The sequence below is a fragment of the Kitasatospora sp. SUK 42 genome, assembly GCF_015776785.2.
In the GTDB taxonomy this organism is placed as follows: Bacteria; Actinomycetota; Actinomycetes; order Streptomycetales; family Streptomycetaceae; genus Kitasatospora.
On sequence record NZ_LFMD02000002.1, the window covers coordinates 149,026 to 172,159 of the forward strand.

General features: G+C 72.7%; 17 protein-coding genes and 1 riboswitch. Of the genes, 10 read left to right on the plus strand and 7 right to left on the minus strand.

Annotated features, from left to right (window positions below):
• Window positions 1-330 precede the first annotated feature (330 nt).
• Both RZ50_RS00625 and RZ50_RS00630 read right to left on the minus strand, forming a co-directional pair.
• Window positions 331-1,485 carry a glycosyltransferase gene (locus RZ50_RS00625; protein WP_196951019.1) on the minus strand — a complete coding sequence of 385 codons (1,155 nt, stop codon included), beginning with the start codon at window positions 1,483-1,485 and terminating at the stop codon, window positions 331-333.
• Window positions 1,486-1,662: 177 nt separating this feature from the next.
• The gene (locus RZ50_RS00630; RefSeq protein ID WP_196951020.1) at window positions 1,663-2,103 is read right to left on the minus strand and encodes an SRPBCC family protein; all 441 of its coding nucleotides are present in this window, start codon (window positions 2,101-2,103) and stop codon (window positions 1,663-1,665) included.
• A gap of 91 nt (window positions 2,104-2,194) precedes the next feature.
• On the opposite strand from RZ50_RS00630, the gene RZ50_RS00635 reads away from it, so the two are divergent.
• Complete coding sequence (locus RZ50_RS00635; protein WP_196951021.1) at window positions 2,195-3,088, plus strand: HipA family kinase; 894 nt, start codon at window positions 2,195-2,197, stop codon at window positions 3,086-3,088.
• Window positions 3,089-3,240: 152 nt separating this feature from the next.
• On the opposite strand, the gene RZ50_RS00640 is transcribed toward RZ50_RS00635, so the two are convergent.
• The 3 genes from RZ50_RS00640 to RZ50_RS00650 form a co-directional block, all read right to left on the minus strand.
• The gene (locus RZ50_RS00640; protein ID WP_196951022.1) at window positions 3,241-4,725 is read right to left on the minus strand and encodes a S8 family serine peptidase; all 1,485 of its coding nucleotides are present in this window, start codon (window positions 4,723-4,725) and stop codon (window positions 3,241-3,243) included.
• A 217-nt stretch (window positions 4,726-4,942) separates the two neighbouring features.
• Window positions 4,943-6,061, minus strand: a complete 1,119-nt coding sequence (locus tag RZ50_RS00645; protein WP_217680166.1) for an amidohydrolase family protein — start codon at window positions 6,059-6,061, stop codon at window positions 4,943-4,945.
• A gap of 3 nt (window positions 6,062-6,064) precedes the next feature.
• Window positions 6,065-7,504, minus strand: coding sequence for a glutamine synthetase family protein (locus RZ50_RS00650; protein WP_196947697.1), 1,440 nt, complete (start codon window positions 7,502-7,504; stop codon window positions 6,065-6,067).
• 551 nt (window positions 7,505-8,055) lie between these two features.
• Here RZ50_RS00650 and RZ50_RS00655 point away from each other — a divergent pair.
• The 9 genes from RZ50_RS00655 (at window position 8,056) to RZ50_RS00695 (ending at window position 19,649) form a co-directional block, all read left to right on the plus strand.
• Window positions 8,056-9,831, plus strand: coding sequence for a 3-hydroxyacyl-CoA dehydrogenase family protein (locus RZ50_RS00655; RefSeq protein ID WP_196947698.1), 1,776 nt, complete (start codon window positions 8,056-8,058; stop codon window positions 9,829-9,831).
• A 155-nt stretch (window positions 9,832-9,986) separates the two neighbouring features.
• Complete coding sequence (locus RZ50_RS00660) at window positions 9,987-10,907, plus strand: TetR family transcriptional regulator (protein WP_196947699.1); 921 nt, start codon at window positions 9,987-9,989, stop codon at window positions 10,905-10,907.
• A 368-nt stretch (window positions 10,908-11,275) separates the two neighbouring features.
• Window positions 11,276-12,613: a crotonyl-CoA carboxylase/reductase gene (ccrA, locus tag RZ50_RS00665; RefSeq protein ID WP_196947700.1), complete on the plus strand. Its 1,338-nt coding sequence runs from the start codon at window positions 11,276-11,278 to the stop codon at window positions 12,611-12,613.
• A gap of 10 nt (window positions 12,614-12,623) precedes the next feature.
• Window positions 12,624-14,654 carry a protein meaA gene (locus RZ50_RS00670; RefSeq protein ID WP_196947701.1) on the plus strand — a complete coding sequence of 677 codons (2,031 nt, stop codon included), beginning with the start codon at window positions 12,624-12,626 and terminating at the stop codon, window positions 14,652-14,654.
• A gap of 43 nt (window positions 14,655-14,697) precedes the next feature.
• Window positions 14,698-15,660 carry a CoA ester lyase gene (locus RZ50_RS00675; protein ID WP_196947702.1) on the plus strand — a complete coding sequence of 321 codons (963 nt, stop codon included), beginning with the start codon at window positions 14,698-14,700 and terminating at the stop codon, window positions 15,658-15,660.
• Window positions 15,661-15,671: 11 nt separating this feature from the next.
• Window positions 15,672-16,175: a MaoC family dehydratase gene (locus tag RZ50_RS00680; protein WP_196947703.1), complete on the plus strand. Its 504-nt coding sequence runs from the start codon at window positions 15,672-15,674 to the stop codon at window positions 16,173-16,175.
• Window positions 16,176-16,412: 237 nt separating this feature from the next.
• Entirely contained in the window at window positions 16,413-17,615 is a 1,203-nt protein-coding gene (locus RZ50_RS00685) for an acyl-CoA dehydrogenase family protein (RefSeq protein WP_196947704.1), read from the plus strand.
• A gap of 476 nt (window positions 17,616-18,091) precedes the next feature.
• Window positions 18,092-18,784: a phosphatidylserine decarboxylase gene (locus RZ50_RS00690; protein WP_254801938.1), complete on the plus strand. Its 693-nt coding sequence runs from the start codon at window positions 18,092-18,094 to the stop codon at window positions 18,782-18,784.
• Window positions 18,771-19,649, plus strand: coding sequence for a phosphatidylcholine/phosphatidylserine synthase (locus RZ50_RS00695; RefSeq protein WP_374199852.1), 879 nt, complete (start codon window positions 18,771-18,773; stop codon window positions 19,647-19,649). The genes RZ50_RS00690 and RZ50_RS00695 overlap by 14 nt, the downstream gene beginning before the upstream one ends.
• A 124-nt stretch (window positions 19,650-19,773) precedes the next feature.
• Here the strand turns inward: RZ50_RS00695 and RZ50_RS00700 are convergent, their stop codons facing one another.
• A complete protein-coding gene (locus RZ50_RS00700; protein WP_196947706.1) occupies window positions 19,774-21,099 on the minus strand; it encodes a hypothetical protein in 1,326 nt (441 codons plus the stop codon).
• 490 nt (window positions 21,100-21,589) lie between these two features.
• Entirely contained in the window at window positions 21,590-22,702 is a 1,113-nt protein-coding gene (locus RZ50_RS00705) for a S9 family peptidase (RefSeq protein WP_196947707.1), read from the minus strand.
• Window positions 22,703-22,957: 255 nt separating this feature from the next.
• Window positions 22,958-23,089, plus strand: a riboswitch (cobalamin riboswitch).
• Window positions 23,090-23,134 lie beyond the last annotated feature (45 nt).

Genomic DNA, 23,134 nt, shown 5'->3' on the forward strand with positions numbered 1-23,134 from the left:
GGCCCGGTGGGCGCGGTCCTGACACCTGCTGCCGCGGGCGGCCTTCGGTTCTCCTGCCGGTGGTCCCGCGAACGGGCCGATCGCGAAGGGACCGGTCGCGGAGGACTCGGTTGCGAAAGGCCCGGCCGCGAATCCCCGGAATGAAATCTGAACGAAGCAGGCAAAATCCGACAATACCGAACCGGGCCACACCGACCGGAAGTTGACTTGCCGTTTCATTCCAGCCGCCCATTAATAGGTATTTCTGATTTGATGCCTCGCCCTATATCCGGCTGAGGGTGCGAATACGACAGCACCGGAAACGGCGGGCATTCACGGCATGTGAAACGATCAGATCCGCTCTGGGACACGGGCCCGGCGCCGCCCGGCGGCCGGTCCGGCACCCAGCAGGTGGCGGTAGAGGCGGTCCACCTGTTCGACCACGGTGCGCACGTCGTGCCGCGTCCTCACGTGGTCGCGCAGCCGGGCGCCGCGCCGCTCACACTCGATCGGATCCGACAGCGCTTCCGCCATCCGTGTGGCGAGTGCGGTCACGTCCTCGGGCGGTACGACCGACTGCGCCCACTCGGCCGGCGGGAGGCACTCCCGGGCACCCGGCACATCGGTCAGCAGCACCGGACGGGCGGCCGCCATCGCCTCCAGCGGCGCCAGCGCCATGCCCTCCCAGCGCGAGGGCAGCACCACCAGATCGGCCGCCGCCAGCCACGGGCGGGGGTCCGGCACGTCCCCCACCAGCCGGACCCGGCTCGGGCCGGCCGTCCCCCGGACCAGCTCCGCCACCCGCTGCTCCTCCGGCCCGCCGCCGACCAGCGCCAGCCGGGCCTGCGGCACCCGGCGCAGCACCTCCGGCCAGGCGGCCAGCAGCACGTCCTGGCCCTTCTGCCGGCACAACCGCCCGACACAGACCGCGAGCGGGGCGTCCAGGTCGAGGCCGAGCGCGATCCGGGCGGCCCGGCGGTCGGCGGGCGCGTAGTGGCGCACGTCCACGCCGTTGGGCACCACCGCCCAGTCGGCGTGCACCCCGGCGGCCACACCGTCGGCCCGCTCCTGGACGCTGACGCACAGCAGCCGGTGCGCCCAGCGGCTCGCGAAGCGCTCCCAGCGCAGGGTGGCGGCGGCCAGCGCGCCGTCCACGGCGGCGAAGGACCAGGCGTGCGGCTGGAAGACGGTCGGCACCGCGCCGCGCACGGCCAGCCGGCCGGCCAGTCCGGCCTTGGCGCTGTGCAGGTGGACGACGTCGGGAGCGGCGGCCCGGACGATCCGGCGCAGCCGCCAGGCCTCGGCGGCGGTGGCCGGGCCGGGCGAGCGCGAGGCGGGCCAGTCCTGGACCAGCGCACCCACCGCGGCGGCCTCCTCGGCCAGTCGGCCGCCGGTCGGGCAGGCGACCAGCACCCGGTGTCCGGCCTCGCGCTGCCCCCGGACCAGATCGGCGACGACGCGGGCCACCCCGCCGTCCACCGGCTGCGAAATGTGAAGGATCGTCATATGCACGGCGGCGAGCCTAGGGTGGCTCCCCCGCGCCGGACGGCCCCCGTCACCCGCAGGGGGCGGTCCGTCCACCCGTACGGCTTTCGAGTCGTACGGGTGGACGGACCACTCGACATTCCGGGCGATTCGCCCGGCTCACCGGAATCCCGTCGGGGTCCGGGTTCGGCGGACCGCTCAGCGGACCTCGGCGGCCAGGTTGGCCAGCACCTGGTCGTGGATCCGGTTCAGGCCCTTGGGCGCGAAGGTGCGCTCGAAGAAGCCGCCGATGCCGGTCGCGCCCTGCCAGGTCGCGGTGACGGTCACCCTGGAACGGCCCTCGCCGACGGCCGAGACGGTCCAGGTGATCACCATGCTGGAGTTGGCGTCCTTCTCCACCAGCTGGTCGGGCTTGGGCGCCGACACGGTGAACAGGCAGTCGCGCACCCGCTTCTCGGTCGCCTGCAGCTTCCAGTGCACCTGGGTGCCCGCGCCGGTGCCGCCGACCCGGACCTCGTACTCGCTGTACTGCGCGGGCAGCAGCTTCGGGCGGGTCACCTGGTAGTCGGCCAGCGCCTCGTACACCCGCTCGGGGGCGGCGTCGTAGACCCGCTCGGTGGTGGCCTGCACCTGTCCCATGACCTTGCTCTCCTCATGTGGTGGGTACCGCTCTGTCCGGCAAGCCAATCACAGCGGCGCGCCCGCGACGCGGCGGGATAGGGTGGCCGGTGTGCTCGATCTGGTGACCGCCCTGCGCTATGTGGATCCGCTGCGAGCCGGCGGCTCGGTTCCTGGCATCGTGGAGACCGACGACCTGGGAACGTACGTGGTCAAGTTCACCGGTGCCGCCCAGGGGCGCAAGGCGCTGGTGGCCGAGGTGATCGTCGGCGAGCTGGCCCGGCGGCTGGGGCTGCGGGTGCCGGAGCTGCGGCTGGTGGACTTCGACCCGGCGGTGGCCGCGGACGAGCCCGACGCCGAGATCCAGGACATGCTCAAGGCCAGTGCCGGCCTCAACCTCGGGATGGACCTGCTGCCCGGCGCACGGGACTTCCAGCCGGGGGCGATCCCGGTGGACTCCGTCGAGGCCGGGCGGGTGGTCTGGCTGGACGCGCTCACCGGCAACGTCGACCGCACCGTCCACAACCCCAACCTGGTGGTCTGGCACGGGCGGCTCTGGCTGATCGACAACGGCGCCGCGCTGATCTTCCACCACCGCTGGGCCACCGCCGAGGCGGCGGTCGGCAAGCGCTACGACCTCAGCGCGCACGCGCTCGGCGGCTCGGCCCCGGACGTCCGGCTGGCCGACGAGGACCTCGGGCCGCTGGTCACCGTCGAGCTGCTGGAGGAGGTGCTGGCGCTGGTCCCGGACGAGTGGCTGGCCGACGAGCCCGGCTTCGACTCGGTGGACGCCGTCCGGCACGCGTACGTCACCCACCTGGCCGCCCGGGTGGTGCTCTCCGAGGAGTGGCTGCCGGAGGGCTTCGCCACCCCGGAGCAGCTGCGCGAGGCCGAGCGGCGGCAGGCTGCCCGCAGCCGGGCCGGGCGGCCGGCCTGGTTGCAGGAGGTGCCGGACCTGCACGGCAAGCCGTCGGTGGAGACGGTCTGGGAGCATCACTTCGAGTGAACTCCGGCCCCCGGAAGCGGGGTTCGGACGGGCTGCGGGGCCGGCGCCGAAACGCCGCCGGGGAGCGGGACCCGATGGGCCCCGCTCCCCGGCTCAGTGCTCCGTACTCAGCGCTCCGTCCTCAGCGCCAGGAGGTCACCGCGATCGGCGCCTCAGCGCCACCACTGAACCGCCTTCTCGGCGTTGATGATGCCCGCGCCGTAGAAGCCGTTGTCGTCCGCGCCGCCCTCGCAGGTGGCGTTGTACTGGCCGTTGCCGGTCGGGTTGTAGACGCCGGTCGGGCAGGCGTGGGACTCGGCCTGGTTGGTCAGCAGCTCGGTGAGCTCGTCCGGGCTGGCCCACGGGAAGGTGCTGGCGAGCAGCGCGACCACACCGGTGACGTGCGGGGTGGCCATCGAAGTGCCCTGCTTGTAGCCGTACTTGTTGCCCGGGATGGTCGACAGGATGCGACCGTTCTTGTCCGGGGTGTTCGGGATCTGGCGCGCGTCGCCACCCGGCGCGGCGACGGTCACGACGCCCTTGCCGTAGCTGGAGTAGTACGACTTGTCGCCGTTGACGCCCACCGCGGAGACGGCGATGACGCCGGGCAGCTCGGTCGGCAGCGACAGGCAGTTGTTGTTGATCGGGCGGGAGCCGGGGGTGGTGTCGTCCGGGCTGGCCACGTCGGTGGTCTTGTGCGCCAGGTCGATGTTCTCGTTGCCCGCGGCGGCGACGTTGAGGACGCCCTTGCGCTGCGAGAACGCGACGGCCTTGCGGACGGCGTCAGAGATCGCCGACTGGTCCTTGTCGTTCGGGCAGTTGAACATCCACGGGTCGACGAAGTAGCTGTTGTTGGTCACCTTGAAGTGGTGCTCACCGGCCCAGACGAAGCCGCAGATGGCGTACTCCGGGTAGATGAACCCGCCGTCGTCGACGACCTTGACCGCGGCCAGCTTCACGTTCGGGGCGACACCGACGATGCCCTTGCCGTTCTTCGCGGCGCCGATGGTGCCGGCCACGTGGGTGCCGTGGTCGCTGGTGGTGGGCTGCCAGGACTTCCAGTCGGTGTTGGGCTTGCCGCCGTCGATGCAGGAGACCGACTGCGAGGCGTCCACGTTGGGAGCGAGGTCCTCGTGGGTGGCGTCGATGCCGGAGTCCAGCACGCCGACGGTGACGTTGCGGCTGCCGAGCGAGATCTTGTGCGCCTTGTCGACACCGATCTGGCGCATGTCCCACTGGTTGGCCTCGTACGGCTCCTGGCCGTTCGCGGCGGCGCCGACCGGCTCGGCGGCGACCTCGGTCGTCTCCTGGTCGGCGGCGGTGATGCCCTTGGTGCGGCTGGCACCGACGGACTCGACGCCGCTGGCCAGGCGCAGCTTCTCGGCGAACTTGGTGTCGTTCGAGCGGGCGATGACGACGCCGATCTGCTCGTACGAGTAGACGACGGTGCCGCCGATGTTGGTGACGGCCTTCTCGACCTTCTGCACCTGGCCGTGGTTGGCCTTGGTGTTGACGACGTAGCTGAGCAGCGGACCGGTCGTCGAGCCGCTGACGGGCGCCGCGACGGCGGTGCCGGCCGGGAGCGCGAGGGCGCCGGCGGTGGCGAGCACGAGACCCACCGCCGCGTACCGGGTCCGGCTGATCCGAGGAACTCTCATTGGGGTTGGCCCTCCCGAGTCGTCATACGGCAGCTGCGGTGAGGCAGGTGCGCAGGGAATGACCGGGACGCTAATGAATATTCGCTGATATGCGCAAGAGGTAGTCATCTAATCGTCATATTTTGACCAACGACAGGCGGTAGAGGTCGCAGGTCAACAGGCATAACAGACGGTCAGAATGTTAAAAAGTGATGGTTCGCCGACGAGCCGACCGGCGCTAGATCGCGTACAGCCGACGGGCGTTGTCGGCGGCGATCAGCCGGGCCAGGTGCCGCGCGTCGGCCGCCGAACAGGCGCCGTCGGCCCGCCAGTCGGCCAGCAGGGCGCCCAGTCCGTGCCGGAACTGGGCGGCGCCCACCAGGAACAGCTCGGGCAGGCCGTAGGCGTCGGTGGAGAACAGGAGCTTGCCGAACGGCGCCAGTTCGAGCATCTCGCCCAGGACGGCCGCCACCCGCGGCCCGGTGTAGGAGGCGGTCAGCCCGAGGTCGGTGTACACCGTCGGGAACGCCTGGGCCAGCCAGGCTGCCTGCCGGTGGTACGGGTAGCCGTGCAGCAGCACCAGCGGGACGCCGCTCGGCTCGGCGGCGCGCACGAAGCCGCTCAGCAGGGACGGGTCGGCGTGGTGCAGGGTGAGGTCGGGATCGCCGAAGCCGGTGTGGAGTTGGAGCGGCAGGCGCAGCTCGGCGCAGACGTCCACGGCCGTCCAGAGCAGGTGGTGCAGCAGCACCGGGTCGGCCAGCCGGCCGCGGCCGCCGTGCAGCCAGGCGCCGGCGGCGGCCACCACGGCGGCCCGCGCGGGCCGTTCGGCCGGGGCGGCCAGACCGTGCCGGTAGGCGAGCACCGACTTGACCGCTACCGCCCCCGTGGCGGCCGCGGCCAGCGCCTCGCCGACGGCCCGCGGCCAGTCCGCGGCCCCGGCCGGCACCGCCTCGGCCACCGACTCCAGCCGGACCACCTCGCGCACCAACGCCCCGGAGGCCTCGGCGAGTTCGCTCAGCGGCAGCAGCTCGCACCCGGCCGCGGCGGTCAGCCCGGTGTCCACCAGGCAGGTGTCCAGCCCCGCGGCCGCGAGCAGTCGGCGGGTGGCCTCGGGCGCGCCCAGTTCGCGCCGCCGGGCCAGGTACTCGGCGGCCGGGGCGTGGACGGGCAGGCCGAGGGCAGGCGGACACCAGCGCCGCACGGCCAGGCCGAGCGCGCTGTCGAAGCGCGACGTGCCGGGCGCCGGCGGGCGGTCGGACTCGGCGAGCAGCCCGGCCAGGGCGTCGTCGTCGAGCTCGGCCGCCACCACGCTGTGGCAGTGGTGGTCGACCAGCGCCGGAGCCTCCGACCACGCCACCGGTCAGAACCGCCAGCGGGTGGCCGCGATCAACTCCTCGGCGCCGACGGCCGCGTACTTCTCGGCCTCGGCCCGGCGCACCGCCAGCACCGCCTGGTACAGCGGCTCGCCGAGCGCCTCGCGCAGCACCGCCGAGCGGGTGTACGCGGCGATCGCCTCGGCCGGGCCCTGCGGAAGCCTGGGCACCGCGCCGGGCTCGGCGGTGGCCGGATCCACGGTGAACTCGGCCGGCAGCGCCCGGCGTTGGTCCAGGCCGGCGAGGCCGGCGGCGATCACCGCGCCGATCGCCAGGTACGGGTTGGCGCTCGCGTCGAAGCACTTGACCTCGGCGTTCGCGGCGGCGGCCCGCTCCCCCGTGGAGCCGGTGACCAGGCGCAGCGCGGCCTCCCGGTTCTCCAGGCCCCAGCACTGGTAGGCCCCGGCCCAGTGCGAGGGCACCAGGCGCAGGTACCCGGCCGGGCTGGAGCAGCCCAGCACCAGCAGTTCGGGCAGCGCGTCGAGCACTCCGGCGAGGAAGCCCTCGGCCTCGGCGGCCAGACCGTGCGGGCCGGGGCCGCCGTGGCCGAGGTTGCGCCCGTCCCGCCAGAGGCTGAGGTGCAGGTGCCCGCCGTTGCCGACCCCGTCCGGCTCGACCACGGGGGCGAAGGAGACCCGCAGGCCGTGCCGGGCGGAGACGGCCCGGATGGTGTGCCGGACCAGGACGGAGGTGTCGGCGGCGCCGACCGGGCCCTCGGGGGCGACCGAGACCTCGAACTGGCCCGGGGAGTACTCGGGGTGGATCTGCAGCACGCTCAGGCCCTGCTCGCGGAGGGCTCGGACGACCTCCCGCAGGTAGTCGGAGAGGTCGGTGATCCGGTGCATGCCGTAGGCGGGGCCGTGCGTCGGGTACTTCGGCGCCTCCTCCGGCGGCCCGTCCAGCGCGACCACCCACTCGACCTCGATCCCGGCCTTGAGGCTCAGCCCGCGCGCGGCCGCGGCGGCCTCCATCCGGCGGGCGAACAGCCGCTGACAGCCGGGGTGCGGGGTGCCGGCCTGGGTGTAGCGGCTCCCCGGGGCCCAGGCCCAGCCGGGCTGGGCGGCCAGCGGAACGATCCGGTCGAGGTCGGGGTAGAGCCTCAGGTCCCCGGTGGGGCCGCCGATGATCGGGCTGGTGGTGATGGTGTCGTCGGCGAGGAACACGTCGAAGCAGGGCGCGGTGCCGATGCCCCACTCGGCCGCGTGCACCAGGCCGGAGAGCGGTACGGCCTTGACCCGGGTGACGCCCGCGTTGTCCACCCAGGTGACGGCGACCGCCTCGACGGCGGCGGTGCGCAGCCGGTCGGCCGCGGCCTCGGCCCGCTCGCCGCGCTCGGCGCGCGGGGGCAGCGCGACGGCGGCCGCGAAGCCGCCCAGCCCGAGCGGCTCAGCCGGGTCGGCCTGATGAACGGCGGTCTCAATGCTCATGTCACCATGCTGCCCCGCCCACAGGGTGGTTGTAACTCCCCTATCGAGTGGTCCGACTGGACGCCCGTCCATCCGTTCACTCGTTCGGGGAGAGGGGGCGGGCGAGCCGACGGACACCCGGGCACCCGCCCGCCCGGTCTCGAACGGTTTTCCGCCGGCCCTCTTCCTACCGGCGAGTAGCTTCGCTACAGTGACCGGCACGCACCACCGCCGGGCTTCGGGAGCCGCACCGGCGGGAGGTCGCTGTCGCCGCGTCCGCGGCGCCCGCGCGGTGCGCTCTCACCGGCCGGTGCCGCGATCGGCGGCCGACCGGGCCCTCCTCCTCGCATCGGCGCCGCCTCCTTCACCCCCGAGCGCCTGAGCACCACGACACACCCGCAGTTCGGCCGGAGCGGACCGGCCGCTGCCCGGGTGCGCCGGAACACGTCATCTCCCCAAGCCCCCGCGCGCGGACCCTCCTCCGGCGCCGGTCGCCCCCGTCCCCGTCGACGGGCGCGGCGACCCCTCCGCCGGAACGCGCGCGGGCCCCTCATGACTAGGAGTCAGGACAGATGGAGCGTCCCTTCCCCACCGTCGCCGTCGTCGGCCTCGGAACGATGGGTGCCGGCGTCGCGGTGGCGGTCGCCAGGAGCGGCCGCCGGGTGATCGGCATCGAGGCCACCGAGGACTCGGCCGCCCGGGCGCTGGCCCGGATCACGGAGGCGACCGCGCACGCGGTCGACCGGGAGCGGCTCACCGCCGAGGAGCGCACCGGACTGCTGGCGCGGATCTCGGTCGGGCACACGCTGACGGCCGCCGCCGAGGCGGACCTGGTGATCGAGGAGGTGCCCGAGCAGCTGGAGCTGAAGCGCGGGCTCTTCGCCGAGCTGGACCGGATCTGCCCGGAGACGACCGTGCTGGCCACCGGCACCACCGCCCTCCCGGTGACCCGGATCGCCGCCGCGACCGCCCGTCCGGAGCGGGTGCTGGGCCTGCACTTCTTCAACCCGGTGCACTCGATGAAGCTGGTCGAGGTGGTCCGCACCGTGCTGACCTCCCCGAAGACCGCCGAGGACGCCGCCGCCTTCGCCCGCGACCTCGGCAAGGAGCCGGTGGCGGCGGGAGACCGGGCCGGCTTCGTGGTGAACGGCCTGCTGTTCGCGTACCTGAACCAGGCCGCCGCGATGTACGAGTCCAAGTACGCCTCCCGGGAGGACATCGACGCCGCGATGCGGCTCGGCTGCGGCCTGCCGATGGGCCCGCTGGCGCTGCTCGACCTGATCGGGATCGACACCGCGCGCACCGTGCTGGAGGCGATGTACGAGCAGTCCCGCGACCGTCTGCACGCGCCCGCCCCGATCCTCGGCCAGCTGGTCGCGGCCGGGCTGCTGGGCCGCAAGTCCGGGCGCGGCTTCTACACCTACGAGGCGCCGGGCTCGTCCCGGCCGGTGGACGCGGCGACCGGCCCGGCCCGGCCGAAGGCGACCGGCCGGACGGTGCGCACCGTCGGCGTCTGCGGCTCGGGCACCATGGCCACCGGCATCGCCGAGGTGTTCGCCAAGGCCGGGCACCCGGTGCTGCTGGCCGCCCGCAGCCAGGAGAAGGCCGAGAAGGCCAGGGCGCAGCTGGCCAGGTCGCTGGACCGCTCGGTGGAGAAGGGGCGGCTGACCGGGGAGCAGCGGGACGCCGCGCTGGCGCTGGTCACCCCGGTCGACCGGTACGCCGAGCTGGCCGAGGTGGACCTGGTGGTCGAGGCCGTCGCGGAGGACCTGGAGGTCAAGCGGGAGCTGTTCGCCACCCTGGACAAGATCGTCCGCCCGGGCGCGGTGCTCGCCACCACCACCTCCTCGCTGCCGGTGATCAGCTGTGCGACGGCCACCTCGCGGCCGCAGGACGTGATCGGCATGCACTTCTTCAACCCGGCCCCGGCGATGAAGCTGGTCGAGGTGGTCTCCACGGTGCTGACCGCCCCGGAGGTCACCGCGACGGTGCTGGAGCTGACCGCCGCCGTCCGCAAGCACCCGGTGGAGTGCGGCGACCGGGCCGGATTCATCGTCAACGCCCTGCTGTTCCCCTACCTGAACGACGCGGTGCGGATGCTCCAGGAGCACTACGCGACGGTGGACGACATCGACACCGCGATGAAGCTGGGCTGCGGCTACCCGATGGGCCCGTTCGAACTGCTGGACGTGGTCGGTCTGGACGTGTCGCTGACCATCGAGCGGGTGCTGCACCAGGAGTTCCGCGAGCCGGGCCTGGCCGCGGCACCGCTGCTGGAGCACCTGGTCGCGGCCGGCTGCCTGGGCCGCAAGACCGGCCGCGGCTTCCGCGACCACGCGCGCCGGTGACCACGCCGAGGGCCGGGGGCGGCACCGCCGACCCCGGCTGGAGCCCGGGGACGGTGTCCGCGCGGTGGCCGGGACCGGCCGTGACCGGCCCGGTCGCGCCGGTGCGCAGGGGAACGGCCGTGGGCGTGCCGACGGGGCCGTGTAGCGTTCCGGACATGGATCGGGTTCAGTCAGCCACCCCGCAGCACTCCGCCGGACCGCGCGGCGCCGACCGGTCGGCCCCCTCGACCGGGGGCACCGGACCGGACGGCGGGCCGGGCGGCCGCCGGGCGGCGGCGCAGCGCCAGCAGATGCGTCAGGACCTGGCCGCGGCCGCGATGGAGCTGTTCGCCTCGCAGGGCTACGAGGAGACCACGGTCGACCAGATCGCCGCGGCCGCCGGGGTGGCCCGGCGCACCTTCTTCCGGTACTTCCGGTCGAAGGAGGAGGCGATCTTCCCGGACCACGACGACACCCTCGTCCGGGTGGCCGACCTGCTGGCCAGCGCCGAGCCGGCGGAGCACCCGCTGGACGTGGTCTGCCGGGGCATCAAGGAGGTGCTGCGGATGTACGCCTCCACCCCGGGGGTGTCCGTCGCGCGGTACCAGCTGATCCGTCAGGTCCCGGCGCTGCGCGAGCGCGAGATCGCCGTGGTGGCCCGGTACGAGCGGCTGTTCACCCGTTACCTGCTGGGCCGCTTCGACACCCGCGAGTCCATCCCGTCGGGCTGGCAGCGCGGCGGCGAGGACGACTCGATGCTGGCCGAGGTGTCGGCGGCGGCGGTCGTCGCGGCGCACAACCACGTGCTGCGGCGCTGGCTGCGGGCCGGCGGCCGGGGGGACGTGGAGGCGCAGCTGGACCACTCCTTCGAGGTGATCCGGCGGACCTTCTGGGCCTCCAGCTCGCCGGGTGTCAGGCGCCGGGGCTCGGTGGTGGCACCGGGTGCCAGTGAGGTGCCGGGTGAGGTGGTGGCGGAAAGCGCACTGAGTGCCAGTCCCGGAGGTGAGGTGCTCATCACAGTCGCCCGGACGGACGCTCCGCTGGACGTCGTGGTGGACAGCATCCGGGCCGCACTGAGCGGCGCTCGGGACAACTGAGAAAGCATTCACGCAGGTCAGAGCGATATTGAGGGCCCACGCCGAACCGTCGGCGCGGGCCCTTCGCATGCCCGCGCTACGCGCGTTCCGCAGCCTTCCAAGCCGTCGGAATTGCTGACACCCGGTGTCTTTACGAGTGGCACAGGGTGCCACTACCTTGTTACCCACCAGTCGCGGCGCCGCGGCTCCCCACCTCGGCGCGCCGTCGTCCGGCGTTCCCACACCCCGGGAGCAGTGCCAGACCCAGCCCGGCCCACCACCGGGCGACCGCCTGACCACCCACCACCCACCTCAGCGAAGCCGGTGTCCGCTCCCGGCTCCCCCAGACGCCCTGTGACCCTCGCACAGGTACGCCTTCGGAGGCAGCCATGCAGGAAATCCTCGACGCGATCCTCAGCCCCGACACCACGTCGGCGGACTTCGCGGCGATCAAGCTCCCCGAGTCCTACCGGGCGGTGACGCTCCACAAGGACGACGAGCAGATGTTCGCCGGCCTCGACAGCCGCGACAAGGACCCCCGCAAGTCCCTTCACCTCGACGAGGTCGCCCTGCCCGAGCTGGGCCCCGGCGAGGCCCTGGTCGCCGTGATGGCCAGCGCGGTGAACTACAACACCGTCTGGAGCTCGATCTTCGAGCCGGTCTCCACCTTCGGCTTCCTGGAGCGCTACGGCCGGCTGTCGCCGCTCACCAGGCGCCACGACCTGCCGTACCACGTGGTCGGCTCGGACCTCGCGGGCGTGGTGCTGCGCACCGGCGCCGGGGTCAACGCCTGGAAGCCCGGCGACGAGGTCGTCGCGCACTGCCTCTCGGTCGAACTGGAGTCCCCGGACGGCCACGACGACACGATGATGGACCCGGAGCAGCGCATCTGGGGCTTCGAGACCAACTTCGGCGGCCTGGCCCAGCTCGCCCTGGTGAAGACCAATCAGCTGCTGCCCAAGCCCAGGCACCTCACCTGGGAGGAGGCCGCCTCCCCCGGCCTGGTCAACTCCACCGCCTACCGCCAGCTGGTCTCGCGCAACGGCGCCGGCATGAAGCAGGGGGACAACGTGCTGATCTGGGGCGCCAGCGGCGGCCTCGGCTCGTACGCCACCCAGTACGCGCTGGCCGGCGGCGCCACCCCGATCTGCGTGGTCTCCAGCGACCAGAAGGCCGAGATCTGCCGCGCCATGGGCGCCGAGGCGATCATCGACCGTTCCGCCGAGGGCTACCGGTTCTGGAAGGACGAGAACAACCAGGACCCGCGCGAGTGGAAGCGCCTGGGCAAGCGGATCCGCGAGTTCACCGGCGGCGAGGACGTGGACATCGTCTTCGAGCACCCCGGCCGGGAGACCTTCGGCGCCTCGGTGTACGTCACCCGCAAGGGCGGCACCATCGTCACCTGCGCCTCCACGTCCGGGTACATGCACCAGTACGACAACCGGTACCTGTGGATGTCGCTCAAGCGGATCGTCGGCTCGCACTTCGCCAACTACCGCGAGGCCTTCGAGGCCAACCGTCTGATCGCCAAGGGAAAGATCCACCCCACCCTGTCCAAGGTCTACTCCCTGGAGGAGACCGGCCAGGCCGCCCTCGACGTGCACCACAACAAGCACCAGGGCAAGGTCGGTGTGCTCTGCCTGGCCCCCGAGGAGGGCCTGGGCGTGCGCGACGCCGAGCTCCGCGAACAGCACCTGCCCGCCATCAATCGCTTCCGGAACGTGTGAGACCGATCCGATGACCGAGCCCCAGAAGCGCGACCGTCCCTGGCTGATGCGCACCTACGCCGGCCACTCCACCGCGAGCGACTCCAACGCGCTCTACCGGCGGAACCTGGCGAAGGGCCAGACCGGTCTGTCCGTCGCCTTCGACCTGCCGACCCAGACCGGCTACGACTCCGACCACGTCCTCGCCCGCGGCGAGGTGGGCCGGGTCGGCGTCCCGGTCGGCCACGTCGGCGACATGCGCACCCTGTTCGACGGCATCCCGCTCGAACGCACCAACACCTCCATGACCATCAACGCCACCGCGATGTGGCTGCTGGCGCTCTACCAGGTGGTCGCCGAGGAGCAGGGCGCCGACATCGCCACGCTCACCGGCACCACCCAGAACGACATCGTCAAGGAGTACCTGTCGCGCGGGACGCACGTCTTCCCGCCCGGCCCCTCGGTGCGGCTGATCACCGACATGATCGCCTACACGGTCGGCAACATCCCCAAGTGGAACCCGATCAACATCTGCAGCTACCACCTCCAGGAGGCCGGGGCCACGCCCGTCCAGGAGATCGCCTACGCGATGTGCACCGCCATCTCGGTGCTCGACGCGGTCCGCGACTCCGGCCAGGTGCCGGCCGAACGGATGGGCGAGGTGGTCGCCCGGATCTCCTTCTTCGTGAACGCCGGCGTGCGCTTCGTCGAGGAGATGTGCAAGATGCGCGCCTTCGCCCGGCTCTGGGAGAAGGTCACCCGGGAGCGCTACGGCGTCACCGACCCCAAGCAGCGCCGCTTCCGCTACGGCGTCCAGGTCAACTCGCTCGGCCTGACCGAGGCCCAGCCGGAGAACAACGTCCAGCGGATCGTCCTGGAGATGCTGGCCGTCACCCTCTCCAAGGACGCCCGCGCCCGCGCCGTGCAGCTGCCCGCCTGGAACGAGGCGCTCGGCCTGCCCCGGCCCTGGGACCAGCAGTGGTCGCTGCGGATCCAGCAGGTGCTGGCGTACGAGTCGGACCTGCTGGAGTACGGCGACCTCTTCAACGGCTCCGAGGTGGTCGAGGCCAAGACCGCCGAGCTGCTGGCCGGCGCCGAGGCGGAGATCGCCAAGGTGCTGGAGATGGGCGGGGTGATCCCCGCCGTCGAGTCCGGCTACCTCAAGTCCAACCTGGTCGCCTCGCACGCCGCCCGCCGGGCCCGGATCGAGTCCGGCGAGGACAGGATCGTCGGGGTCAACTGCTTCGACACCACCGAGCCCAGCCCGCTCACCGCCGACCTCGACACCGCGATCATGGTGGTCGACCCGGCCTCCGAGCAGTCCGTGCTCGCCGCCCTGGAGGCCTGGCGCGACGGACGCGACGAGGCCGCCGCCCAGGCGGCGCTGGCCGAGCTCAAGGCCGTTGCCGCCACCGAGGCCAACCTGATGCCCGCCACGCTCGCCTGCGCCCGGGTCGGCGTCACCACCGGCGAGTGGTCCTTCGCCCTGCGCGAGGTGTTCGGCGAGTACCGCGCCCCCACCGGCGTGGGCGGCGCGCCCGTCGCGGTCGCCGCCGAGCCGGGCGGGGAGCTGGAGCAGGTCCGCGCCGCCGTCGCCGCCACCGCCGAGGAGCTGGGCGCCGGCAAGCTGCGCCTGCTGGTCGGCAAGCCCGGCCTGGACGGGCACTCCAACGGTGCCGAGCAGATCGCCGTACGGGCCCGCGACGCCGGGTTCGAGGTGGTCTACCAGGGCATCCGGCTGACGCCCGAGCAGATCGTCTCCGCCGCCGTGGCGGAGGACGTGCACTGCGTGGGCCTGTCCATCCTCTCCGGCGCGCACACCGAACTGGTGCCCGACGTCCTGAAGCGGCTGCGCCGCGCCGGGGTGGAGGATGTCCCGGTGATCGTGGGTGGCATCATCCCGGCAGCGGACGGCGAGGCCCTCAAGGCCGCCGGCGTCGCCGCCGTGTTCACCCCGAAGGACTTCGGGATCACCACCATCATCGGCCGGATCGTGGACGAGATCCGGCTGGCCAACCGGCTCCAGCCGTGGACGTCCGCACCGACCGCGGCCACGAACTGACCAGCTGACCAGCTGACCACTGGGAAGGAACCGAACCACCCTCATGACGACTTCGAACCGTCTGCGCCCGCGCCGCTCCTGCCTCGCCGTGCCGGGCAGCAACCCGCGCTTCCTGGAGAAGGCCCAGGGCCTCCCGGCCGACCAGGTCTTCCTCGACCTGGAGGACGCCTGTGCCCCGCTGGTCAAGGAGAGCGCCCGCCACACCATCGTCGACGCGCTGAACAACGGCGACTGGGGCGGCAAGACCCGCGTCGTCCGCGTCAACGACTGGACGACCCACTGGACCTACCGCGACGTGATCACCGTCGTCGAGGGCGCCGGGCCCAACCTCGACTGCATCATGCTGCCGAAGGTCCAGGACGCCGAGCAGGTCAAGGCGCTCGACCTCCTGCTCACCCAGATCGAGAAGACCATGGGCTTCGAGGTCGGCCGGATCGGCATCGAGGCGCAGATCGAGAACGCCAAGGGCCTGATCAACGTGGACGCCATCGCCGCGGCCTCGCCCCGGCTGGAGACCATCATCTTCGGCCCCGCCGACTTCATGGCCTCGATCAACATGAAGTCCCTGGTCGTCGGCGAGCAGCCCCCGGGCTACGGCGCCGACGCCTACCACTACATCCTGATGCGCATCCTGATGGCCGCCCGCGCCAACGACCTCCAGGCGATCGACGGCCCGTACCTCCAGATCCGCAACCAGGAGGGCTACCGCGAGGTCGCCCGCCGCTCCGCCGCCCTCGGCTTCGACGGCAAGTGGGTGCTCCACCCGGACCAGGTCGCCGCCGCGAACGAGATCTACTCGCCCGCGCAGGAGGACTACGACCACGCCGAGCTGATCCTCGACGCCTACGACTACTGCACCTCCGAGGCGGGCGGCGCCAAGGGCTCGGCGATGCTCGGCGACGAGATGATCGACGAGGCCAGCCGCAAGATGGCCCTGGTCATCGCCGGCAAGGGCCGGGCCGCCGGCATGCAGCGCACCACCAAGTTCGAGATCCCGGAAAGCTGAGGACGCGAGGCATGCAGTTCGGACGCACCTACGAGGAGTTCGAGGTCGGCGCGGTCTACAAGCACTGGCCCGGCAAGACGGTCACCGAGTACGACGACCACCTCTTCTGCCTGCTCACCATGAACCACCACCCGCTCCACATGGACACCAACTACGCGGAGAGGACGACGGACTTCGGCCGGAACGTCGTGGTGGGCAACTACGTCTACTCGCTGCTGCTCGGCATGTCCGTCCCGGACGTCTCCGGCAAGGCGATCGCCAACCTGGAGATCGAGTCGCTGCGGCACGTGGCGCCGACCTTCCACGGCGACACGATCTACGGCGAGACCACCGTGCTCGACAAGTGGCCGTCCAAGTCCAAGGACGACCGGGGCATCGTCCACGTCGAGACCAAGGGGTACAAGCAGGACGGCACGGTCGTCTGCATCTTCCGCCGCAAGGTGATGGTGCCGACCGCGACGTACATCAAGGAGCGCGGCGGCGAGCAGCCCGGCCGTCCGGAGCCCCTCTCCTGAACCGCTCCCCCCTATAAAGGGGACACCCGCACAGCGGACACCCCCACATGAAGGGGACACCCGCACAGCGGACGCCCCCACAGAAAGACCCCGGACGGGGAGGCCGCCGTCATCGGCCGACCCCCACCCGGTACGGGGGCCCTGCTGCCGCAGCCACGCCGGCAGGGCCCCCGGCAATCCCCCCCCGGGGGATTCCCCGACTTTCCGCAGACCCTCAGACCTTTTCGGAGCCGCACGATGGGACGCCTCGCACAGACCGAAGGCCTCACCGAGATCCAGCGGGACATCCTCGCCACCGTGCGGGATTTCGTCGACAAGGAGATCATTCCGGTCGCGACCGAGCTGGAGCACCGGGACGAGTACCCGACCGCCATCGTGGAGGGCATGAAGCAGCTCGGGCTGTTCGGCCTGACCATCCCCGAGGAGTACGGCGGCCTCGGCGAGTCCCTGCTCACCTACGCCCTGGTGGTCGAGGAGATCGCCCGCGGCTGGATGTCCGTCTCGGGCATCGTCAACACCCACTTCATCGTGGCGCACATGATCAACGCCCACGGCACCCAGGAGCAGAAGGACCACTTCCTGCCGAAGATGGCCGCCGGCGAGATCCGCGGCGCCTTCTCGATGTCCGAGCCCGGTCTCGGCTCCGACGTTTCGGCCATCTCCACCAAGGGCGTCAGGGACGGGGAGTTCTACGTCCTCAACGGCCAGAAGATGTGGCTCACCAACGGCGGCACCTCCACCCTGGTCGCGGTCCTGTGCAGGACCGACGAGGGCGGCAGCACCCCGTACAAGAACATGACCACCTTCCTGATCGAGAAGACGGCGGGCTTCGGCCCGAACCCGACCGTCCCCGGCCTCACCGTGCCCGGGAAGATCGAGAAGATGGGCTACAAGGGCGTCGACACCACCGAGCTGGTCCTGCAGGACGTGCGGATTCCGGCCAACCGGATCCTCGGCGGCGTCCCGGGCCGCGGCTTCTACCAGATGATGGACGGCGTCGAGGTCGGCCGGGTCAACGTCGCCGCCCGCGGCTGCGGCGTCGCCCGCCGCGCCTTCGAGCTCGGCGTCTCCTACGCCCAGCAGCGCTCCACCTTCGGCAAGAAGATCGCCGAGCACCAGGCGATCCAGTTCAAGCTCGCCGAGATGGCCACCAAGGTCGAGGCCGCCCACCAGATGATGGTCATGGCCGCCCGCAAGAAGGACGGCGGCGAGCGCAACGACCTCGAAGCCGGCATGGCCAAGTACCTGGCCTCCGAGTACTGCAAGGAGGTCGTCGAGGACGCCTTCCGGATCCACGGCGGCTACGGCTTCTCGAAGGAGTACGAGATCGAGCGCCTCTACCGCGAGGCCCCGATGCTGCTCATCGGTGAAGGAACTGCGGAGATCCAGAAGATGATCATCGGACGCCGGCTCCTGGAGGAGTACCGGATCGCCGAGTGACCACGGGGCCATCCGGGTTGACCGGTGGCCCCCCTCTGCCGCCGGTCGACGGGCGTGCGGGCCCGTCCCGGCAGAGCGCCGTGCCCGGCACGATCCCGGCCTGGTCCGCCTGGGGTCCGGCACGGCCCGCGAGAAGCGGCCGCAGGGCGTACAGCTGCAAGAACGCGCCCTGCGGCCGCTTCCGTGCACCTTCCTCCGGCCCGCCCGGCCGTTTCCCCCGGCAGGTTCGCCCGTTCGCCCGCTGAGACAAGTGTCACCAGCCTCGTCCGGTCCCTTGGGAACCGGACCGGGGCGAGCTACGGTCGTACGAGTGGGCGCGCGCACGCGCTTCCACCGGACACATGAACGAGCGGGCGGGTTGCTCACCCACCGTCTGCTCCCGATAGCATCCACCGGGACAGCAAGCCGTCCCTCTATTACCGATCCCGCGGTGGCCCCCGTCCAGCGGCCATGATCCCCCGCGACAAAGGTCTTCGATGCCCATCAGCCCGTCCCCTCACACCTCCGTCACGGACCGCGATGCCCTCGCAGCCCCGACGGCCGGTCGGCGACCCCGCGTGACCATCGCGCGCGGAGCCACCCCCTGGTTCGTCCCCACCCTCGCCACGGCCGCCGTGACCACCGCCCTCACCCGGCGCAACGGCAAGTGGGCCCTGGCGGCGGTACCCGCCTGCGCGCTGAGCGCGGGCATGCTGTGGTTCTTCCGCGACCCCGAGCGTGAGGTCGGCACGGGCAGAGTGATCTCCCCCGCCGACGGCGTGGTGCAGAGCATCGACGCCTGGCCGGACGGCCGCACCCGGGTCGCGATCTTCATGAGCCCCCTGAACGTCCACGTCAACCGCGCGCCCCTGCCGGGCACGGTGACGTCGGTCGAGCACGTCGCGGGCGGCTTCGTGCCCGCGTTCAACAAGGACAGCGACCAGAACGAGCGGGTCGTCTGGCACTTCGACACCGAGCTCGGCGACATCGAGATGGTGCAGATCGCGGGAGCCGTGGCCCGCCGCATCGTGCCGTACGTGGACGCCGGAACCAAGGTCGAGCAGGGCGACCGGATCGGTCTGATCCGGTTCGGGTCCCGGGTCGACACCTACCTGCCGGCCGGCGTCGAGGTCGGCGTCGAGGTCGGCCAGAAGACCACAGCCGGGGTGACACGCCTTGACCGTGACTGATCCTGAGACAATCGTCGTCCTGGACGACGAGGAGACGGCCCTGCGCCGCCGCCGCTGGGCGCGCGACCGCGAGATGCGAGCCCCGCGCTCCCCGCAGCACCTGTCCACCGCCGACTTCCTGACCCTGGGGAACGCCGTCTGCGGCTTCCTGGCGATCTACTCGATCACCACCGGGGTCCTCGTCCCGCACATCACCAACCCGGACGCCGTTCCGGACCGGCACAGCGCCGCCACCGCGGTCACGCTGCTGCTGATCGGCTCGATGTGCGACCTCTTCGACGGCCTGGTGGCGCGGAAGCTCCGCTCCTCCGCCCTCGGAGCGGAGCTCGACAACCTGGCCGACCTGATCAGCTTCGGCATCGCGCCGGCCTACTTCGTCGCGGTCTGGGGCATGGTCTCGCAGGGCTCCAACAGCAAGCTCTCGGCGGTCATCGCGCTGACCGTGCTGCTCGCGGTGGTGCTGCGGCTGGCCCGCTTCTCGGCCGTCAAGATGCGGCCCGGGGTGTTCCAGGGCATGCCCTGCCCGATGGGCGCGATGACGGTCATCGCCATCGTGCTGCTCGACCCGCCGTTCCTGCCCGGTCTGCTCGCCATCTTCGGCGCCGCGTACCTCATGGTCAGCCGGATCGAGTACCCGAAGCCGCAGGGGCTGCTGGCCACCGCCACGCTCTGCTGGGTCGTCGTGGCCATCGGCTGCCTGGCCGCCTGGGCCACCGGGCTGCCCGGCGGCGACACCCTGATGCACGTCGGTGCCTTCGCCCAGATCACGCTCGCCGCGATGGCGCCGCTGCTGGTCATCCGGCGCAAGGTCGGCCAGAAGGTCGGCGACGTCCGCGCCCGGCGGGCGGAGTCGCGGCTCGGCTGAGCTGTTCGTCGTACGGAGCGCCGTACGGAGGAAGGGCCCGGAACCTGACGGTTCCGGGCCCTTCCTCGTTCCGTGCTCGTGCCCGGCCCGCGTGCTCGTGCCCGCGCGCTCGCGCTCGTGTTCGCTACGCCCCGCCGGTGTGGACGCTGAAGGCGGAGCGGCGGGCCGCCCGGGCCACGCCCGGGTCCGGGTGCACGCCCGAGACCGCCGTCAGCACCGAGGCGGCCCTCGGGTGCCCCGACTGCCGGGCGCGGGCGAACAGCCGCACCGGGTCCCCCGCGGAGGCGCCCTCGACGTGCCCCACCAGCAGCTCCGTCTCGCCGTGGTCCAGCACCGCCGCCGCGGTGTCCACCCACAGCCAGGCCGCGTCGTCGGCGCCCAGCACGTCCGCCGGGGAGACGCCCTCGTCCGAGCGCTCCGCCAGCCACAGCAGCGCGTACGGGCGCAGCACCGGCGCGTCCACCGCCGCCCGCACCGCCTGCTCGGCCGGCCCGCCGGCCACCCGCAGCGCCTCGAAGGCCAGTCCGCGCACCAGCGCGTCGTCGCCCTGGGCGGCCTCCAGCAGCTCGGCCACCGCCCGGTCCGCCGGACGGGCCGCGACCCAGGCGCGGTACTCCGCCCGGGCGGGGCCCGGCGAGTAGTCCGCGCAGGCGTTCAGCAGCTCGTAGGCGCTCTGCTCGATGTGCCCGGCCGCGGTCTGGGCGACCGTGCAGATCTCCTCCAGCTTCGCCCGCACCGCCCAGTGGCCCAGCGGGGACAGCTCGGCGGCATCGTTCCTGCGCACCACGGCGCCGACGGCCGCCAGGCCGTCCAGCATCCAGTCCAGGACGGCGGCCACGTCGGAGGGCGCGGCCGGGGTGTCGATCTGCGGCGCCCGGCAGGTGCCGCGCACGGCGGAGACGGCCGAGGCGGCGTGCGGGACGGGCGACAGGCCCTGGCCGCCGAGGCCGTCGCCGACCCGCCGTTCGTCCAGGCCACGGCGCAGCAGCTCCAGCAGCTCGCTCTCGACCACCGGACCGTCCACCAGGTGCAGGAAGGACAGCAGCTGCGGGGCCTGGTCCACGGCCTGGCCGGCCAGGACGGCGAACACGCCGCGCAGCGCGGCGGGCGGCACCGGGGCGAGCAGCGTCCAGGCGTCGAACAGCCCGGACCAGCCGCGCACCACGGCCTCGTCGTCGTGCTCCCAGGCGTGCAGGCGCCAGCCGGGGCCGGCCCCGCCGTCCCGGGCCTCCACCAGGCCCACCAGCAGCGCCTGCCCCCACGCCTTGGCGGCGGCGCCGACCGTCATGGCCAGCGCCCGGCCCGCCGCACGGGCATCCTCGGGGAGCAGCTCGCCGCGCTTGTCGACCTCGCCGAGATCCCCGGCCCAGCGGGCGATCCGGACGGCGTCCACCAGCATCCGGCGGGCCAGCGGCGCCAGCTCGGCCGGTGCGGGGAAGCCCTCGGGCACGGGAACCCGGCCCCGCCCGGGCGCCGGCGCGGGCCCTCGTCGCCGGGGTACACCGGCCCCGTTCGGCCTGCCACCGGAGGCCCGGTGGGCCGTACCGGGGAGACGGGTCACCGTCGCACCGGTACCGATCGTCGGCTGGAGCGGGGCATCACGGTCGCGCGGGTTCCGAGACGTCACGTCGTGCAGTCTTCCCCTTGTACCGGCCTTCTGTCACATCCGGTTGTCCGTACGACCGGGCGACCGGGGACGGCACCTCCGCAAGATCGGGCAACAGAGGCAAACCGCCTGGCCGGAAACGTGTGGCGGGGCCATGCCACCGGCGGCCCGGGTCGTCGCGGTACCCGTTCGGACGACTACCCTCCGTGCGCGGTTCCCGCCCCGGGCGCCTCGTCGACCGGGGCGGTCCGGTGAATCGAGCCCCTCTCGTAAGGGGCAATTTTTGTTCCCCTGAATATCCCGTGCGGGACCGCATTGTTTCCGCTGAACGGGATCAGAGGAGCGGGGTCAGCCAACGGCGGAGGAGTTCGGTGTAGTGGTCGGGCGCGGAGTTCCAGAGCGCCGCGTGCTCGGCGCCGGGGAACGGCTGGAGGCTGACCACCTGGGGGCGGGCCGCGGCGAGGCGCTCGGCGGTGCGGAAGGGGGCGATCCGGTCGGCCGGGCTGTGCAGCAGCAGGGTGGGGACGCGCAGGTCCGTGCCCTCGGCGAGGCGGGAGAAGCCGGCGAGGTCCACGCCGGTGCGGCCCTCCGCCGCGAGGGCGCCGAGTTCGGCGGCGACGCCCGTGAAACCGGCTCGGGCGGCGTCGCGGCGGGCGGAGGCGGGGAGGTCGAGGACCGGTGAGTCCAGGACCAGGCCGCTGATGGCGTGGGCCCATTCCGAGCGGGCCGCCGTCTGGAGGACCATGGTGGCGCCCAGCGACCAGCCGTACAGGACCACCCTGCCCGCGCCGCTGTCGAGCGCCAGCCGTACCGCCGCCTCGACGTCGCGCCACTCGGTCTCGCCGAAGTGGCTGAGCCCGTCCGGGGAGGCGGGGGCGCCCTCGTCGCCGCGGTAGGTCACCGAGAGGGCGGGCAGGCCGAGGCGGTGGAGGACGGGCAGGACCGGGAGGGTCTGTTGGCGGTCGGCCTCGGTGCCGTGGACGAGGATCACCCAGGTGCCGCGCTTGCCGTCGAGGCGCCAGGCGGGGAGGGCGCCGAGCTCGCCCTCGACGGCGGTGTCGGTGAAGGGCAGGCCGAGCGCCGAGGTCGGGTCGCCGAGGTGGACGCGGGGGGTGAAGCGGACCTCGGTGCCGGGGGTGAGGGCGCCCCGGTCGGCACGGACGAGCCGCCGGGTGACGCCCTGCTCGTCGCTGTGCAGGACCTCCTCGACCACCGCGTGGCCGCCCCCCTCCCACTCGACCGCCCAGCGGCCGGGGCGCAGGCTCTCCGGGCCGCGGGAGAAGGTGACCCGGCCGGGGGCGAGGCTCCGCACCTGGACGGGCCCGGACTCCTGCCCGGCGGCCGACGGGCGGACCATCCGCTCGGAGGCCCGACGGCCGACCACCAGGACGACGGCCCCGGCCCCCACGGCGGCGGCCGCCACCACGGCTGCGGTTCCCCAACGCATATCGCTCCCCTGCTCTGCTTCACGGTCCGGACGGTGTTCGTGCACCAGTCCACCGGCACCCCGTACCCCCGGCCACCGGGCTGGGCCGTTCGGGGGACACCGCCAAGGAAATCCCGGAGACGCCGCCGAGGGAGCTGACGGGCCCTCCGTCGCACCCCGGCCGACCGGGGGATCCGTGTGACCAACCCCTCCGTGACCTCGGTTGACTCGCGGATCGGCCCCGTGATGGGATCCTTGGGCCAATCGGAGGCATGGAGAGGAAGCCGGTGCGAATCCGGCGCGGTCCCGCCACTGTCACCGGGGAGCACGCTCGGAAGATGCCACGGCGGGCCGTCAGAAGCCGCTGGAAGGCCCGGGGGTGCGCTCGACCCGGAAGCCAGGAGACTCTCGCCCCCGCTACGTCGATCCAGGGCGCGGACCCTGAGTGAGGAC

Bases quoted from the DNA above. Each gene is read 5' to 3' on its own strand.
- RZ50_RS00630 (WP_196951020.1), bottom strand. From the start codon at position 2,103: ATGGGACAGGTGCAGGCCACCACCGAGCGGGTCTACGACGCCGCCCCC.
- RZ50_RS00685 (WP_196947704.1), top strand. From the start codon at position 16,413: ATGGGACGCCTCGCACAGACCGAAGGCCTCACCGAGATCCAGCGGGAC.
- RZ50_RS00675 (WP_196947702.1), top strand. From the start codon at position 14,698: ATGACGACTTCGAACCGTCTGCGCCCGCGCCGCTCCTGCCTCGCCGTG.
- RZ50_RS00650 (WP_196947697.1), bottom strand. From the start codon at position 7,504: ATGAGCATTGAGACCGCCGTTCATCAGGCCGACCCGGCTGAGCCGCTC.
- RZ50_RS00690 (WP_254801938.1), top strand. From the start codon at position 18,092: ATGCCCATCAGCCCGTCCCCTCACACCTCCGTCACGGACCGCGATGCC.
- RZ50_RS00660 (WP_196947699.1), top strand. From the start codon at position 9,987: ATGGATCGGGTTCAGTCAGCCACCCCGCAGCACTCCGCCGGACCGCGC.
- RZ50_RS00680 (WP_196947703.1), top strand. From the start codon at position 15,672: ATGCAGTTCGGACGCACCTACGAGGAGTTCGAGGTCGGCGCGGTCTAC.
- RZ50_RS00625 (WP_196951019.1), bottom strand. From the start codon at position 1,485: ATGACGATCCTTCACATTTCGCAGCCGGTGGACGGCGGGGTGGCCCGC.
- RZ50_RS00655 (WP_196947698.1), top strand. From the start codon at position 8,056: ATGGAGCGTCCCTTCCCCACCGTCGCCGTCGTCGGCCTCGGAACGATG.
- ccrA (WP_196947700.1), top strand. From the start codon at position 11,276: ATGCAGGAAATCCTCGACGCGATCCTCAGCCCCGACACCACGTCGGCG.
- RZ50_RS00640 (WP_196951022.1), bottom strand. From the start codon at position 4,725: ATGAGAGTTCCTCGGATCAGCCGGACCCGGTACGCGGCGGTGGGTCTC.
- RZ50_RS00670 (WP_196947701.1), top strand. From the start codon at position 12,624: ATGACCGAGCCCCAGAAGCGCGACCGTCCCTGGCTGATGCGCACCTAC.
- RZ50_RS00705 (WP_196947707.1), bottom strand. From the start codon at position 22,702: ATGCGTTGGGGAACCGCAGCCGTGGTGGCGGCCGCCGCCGTGGGGGCC.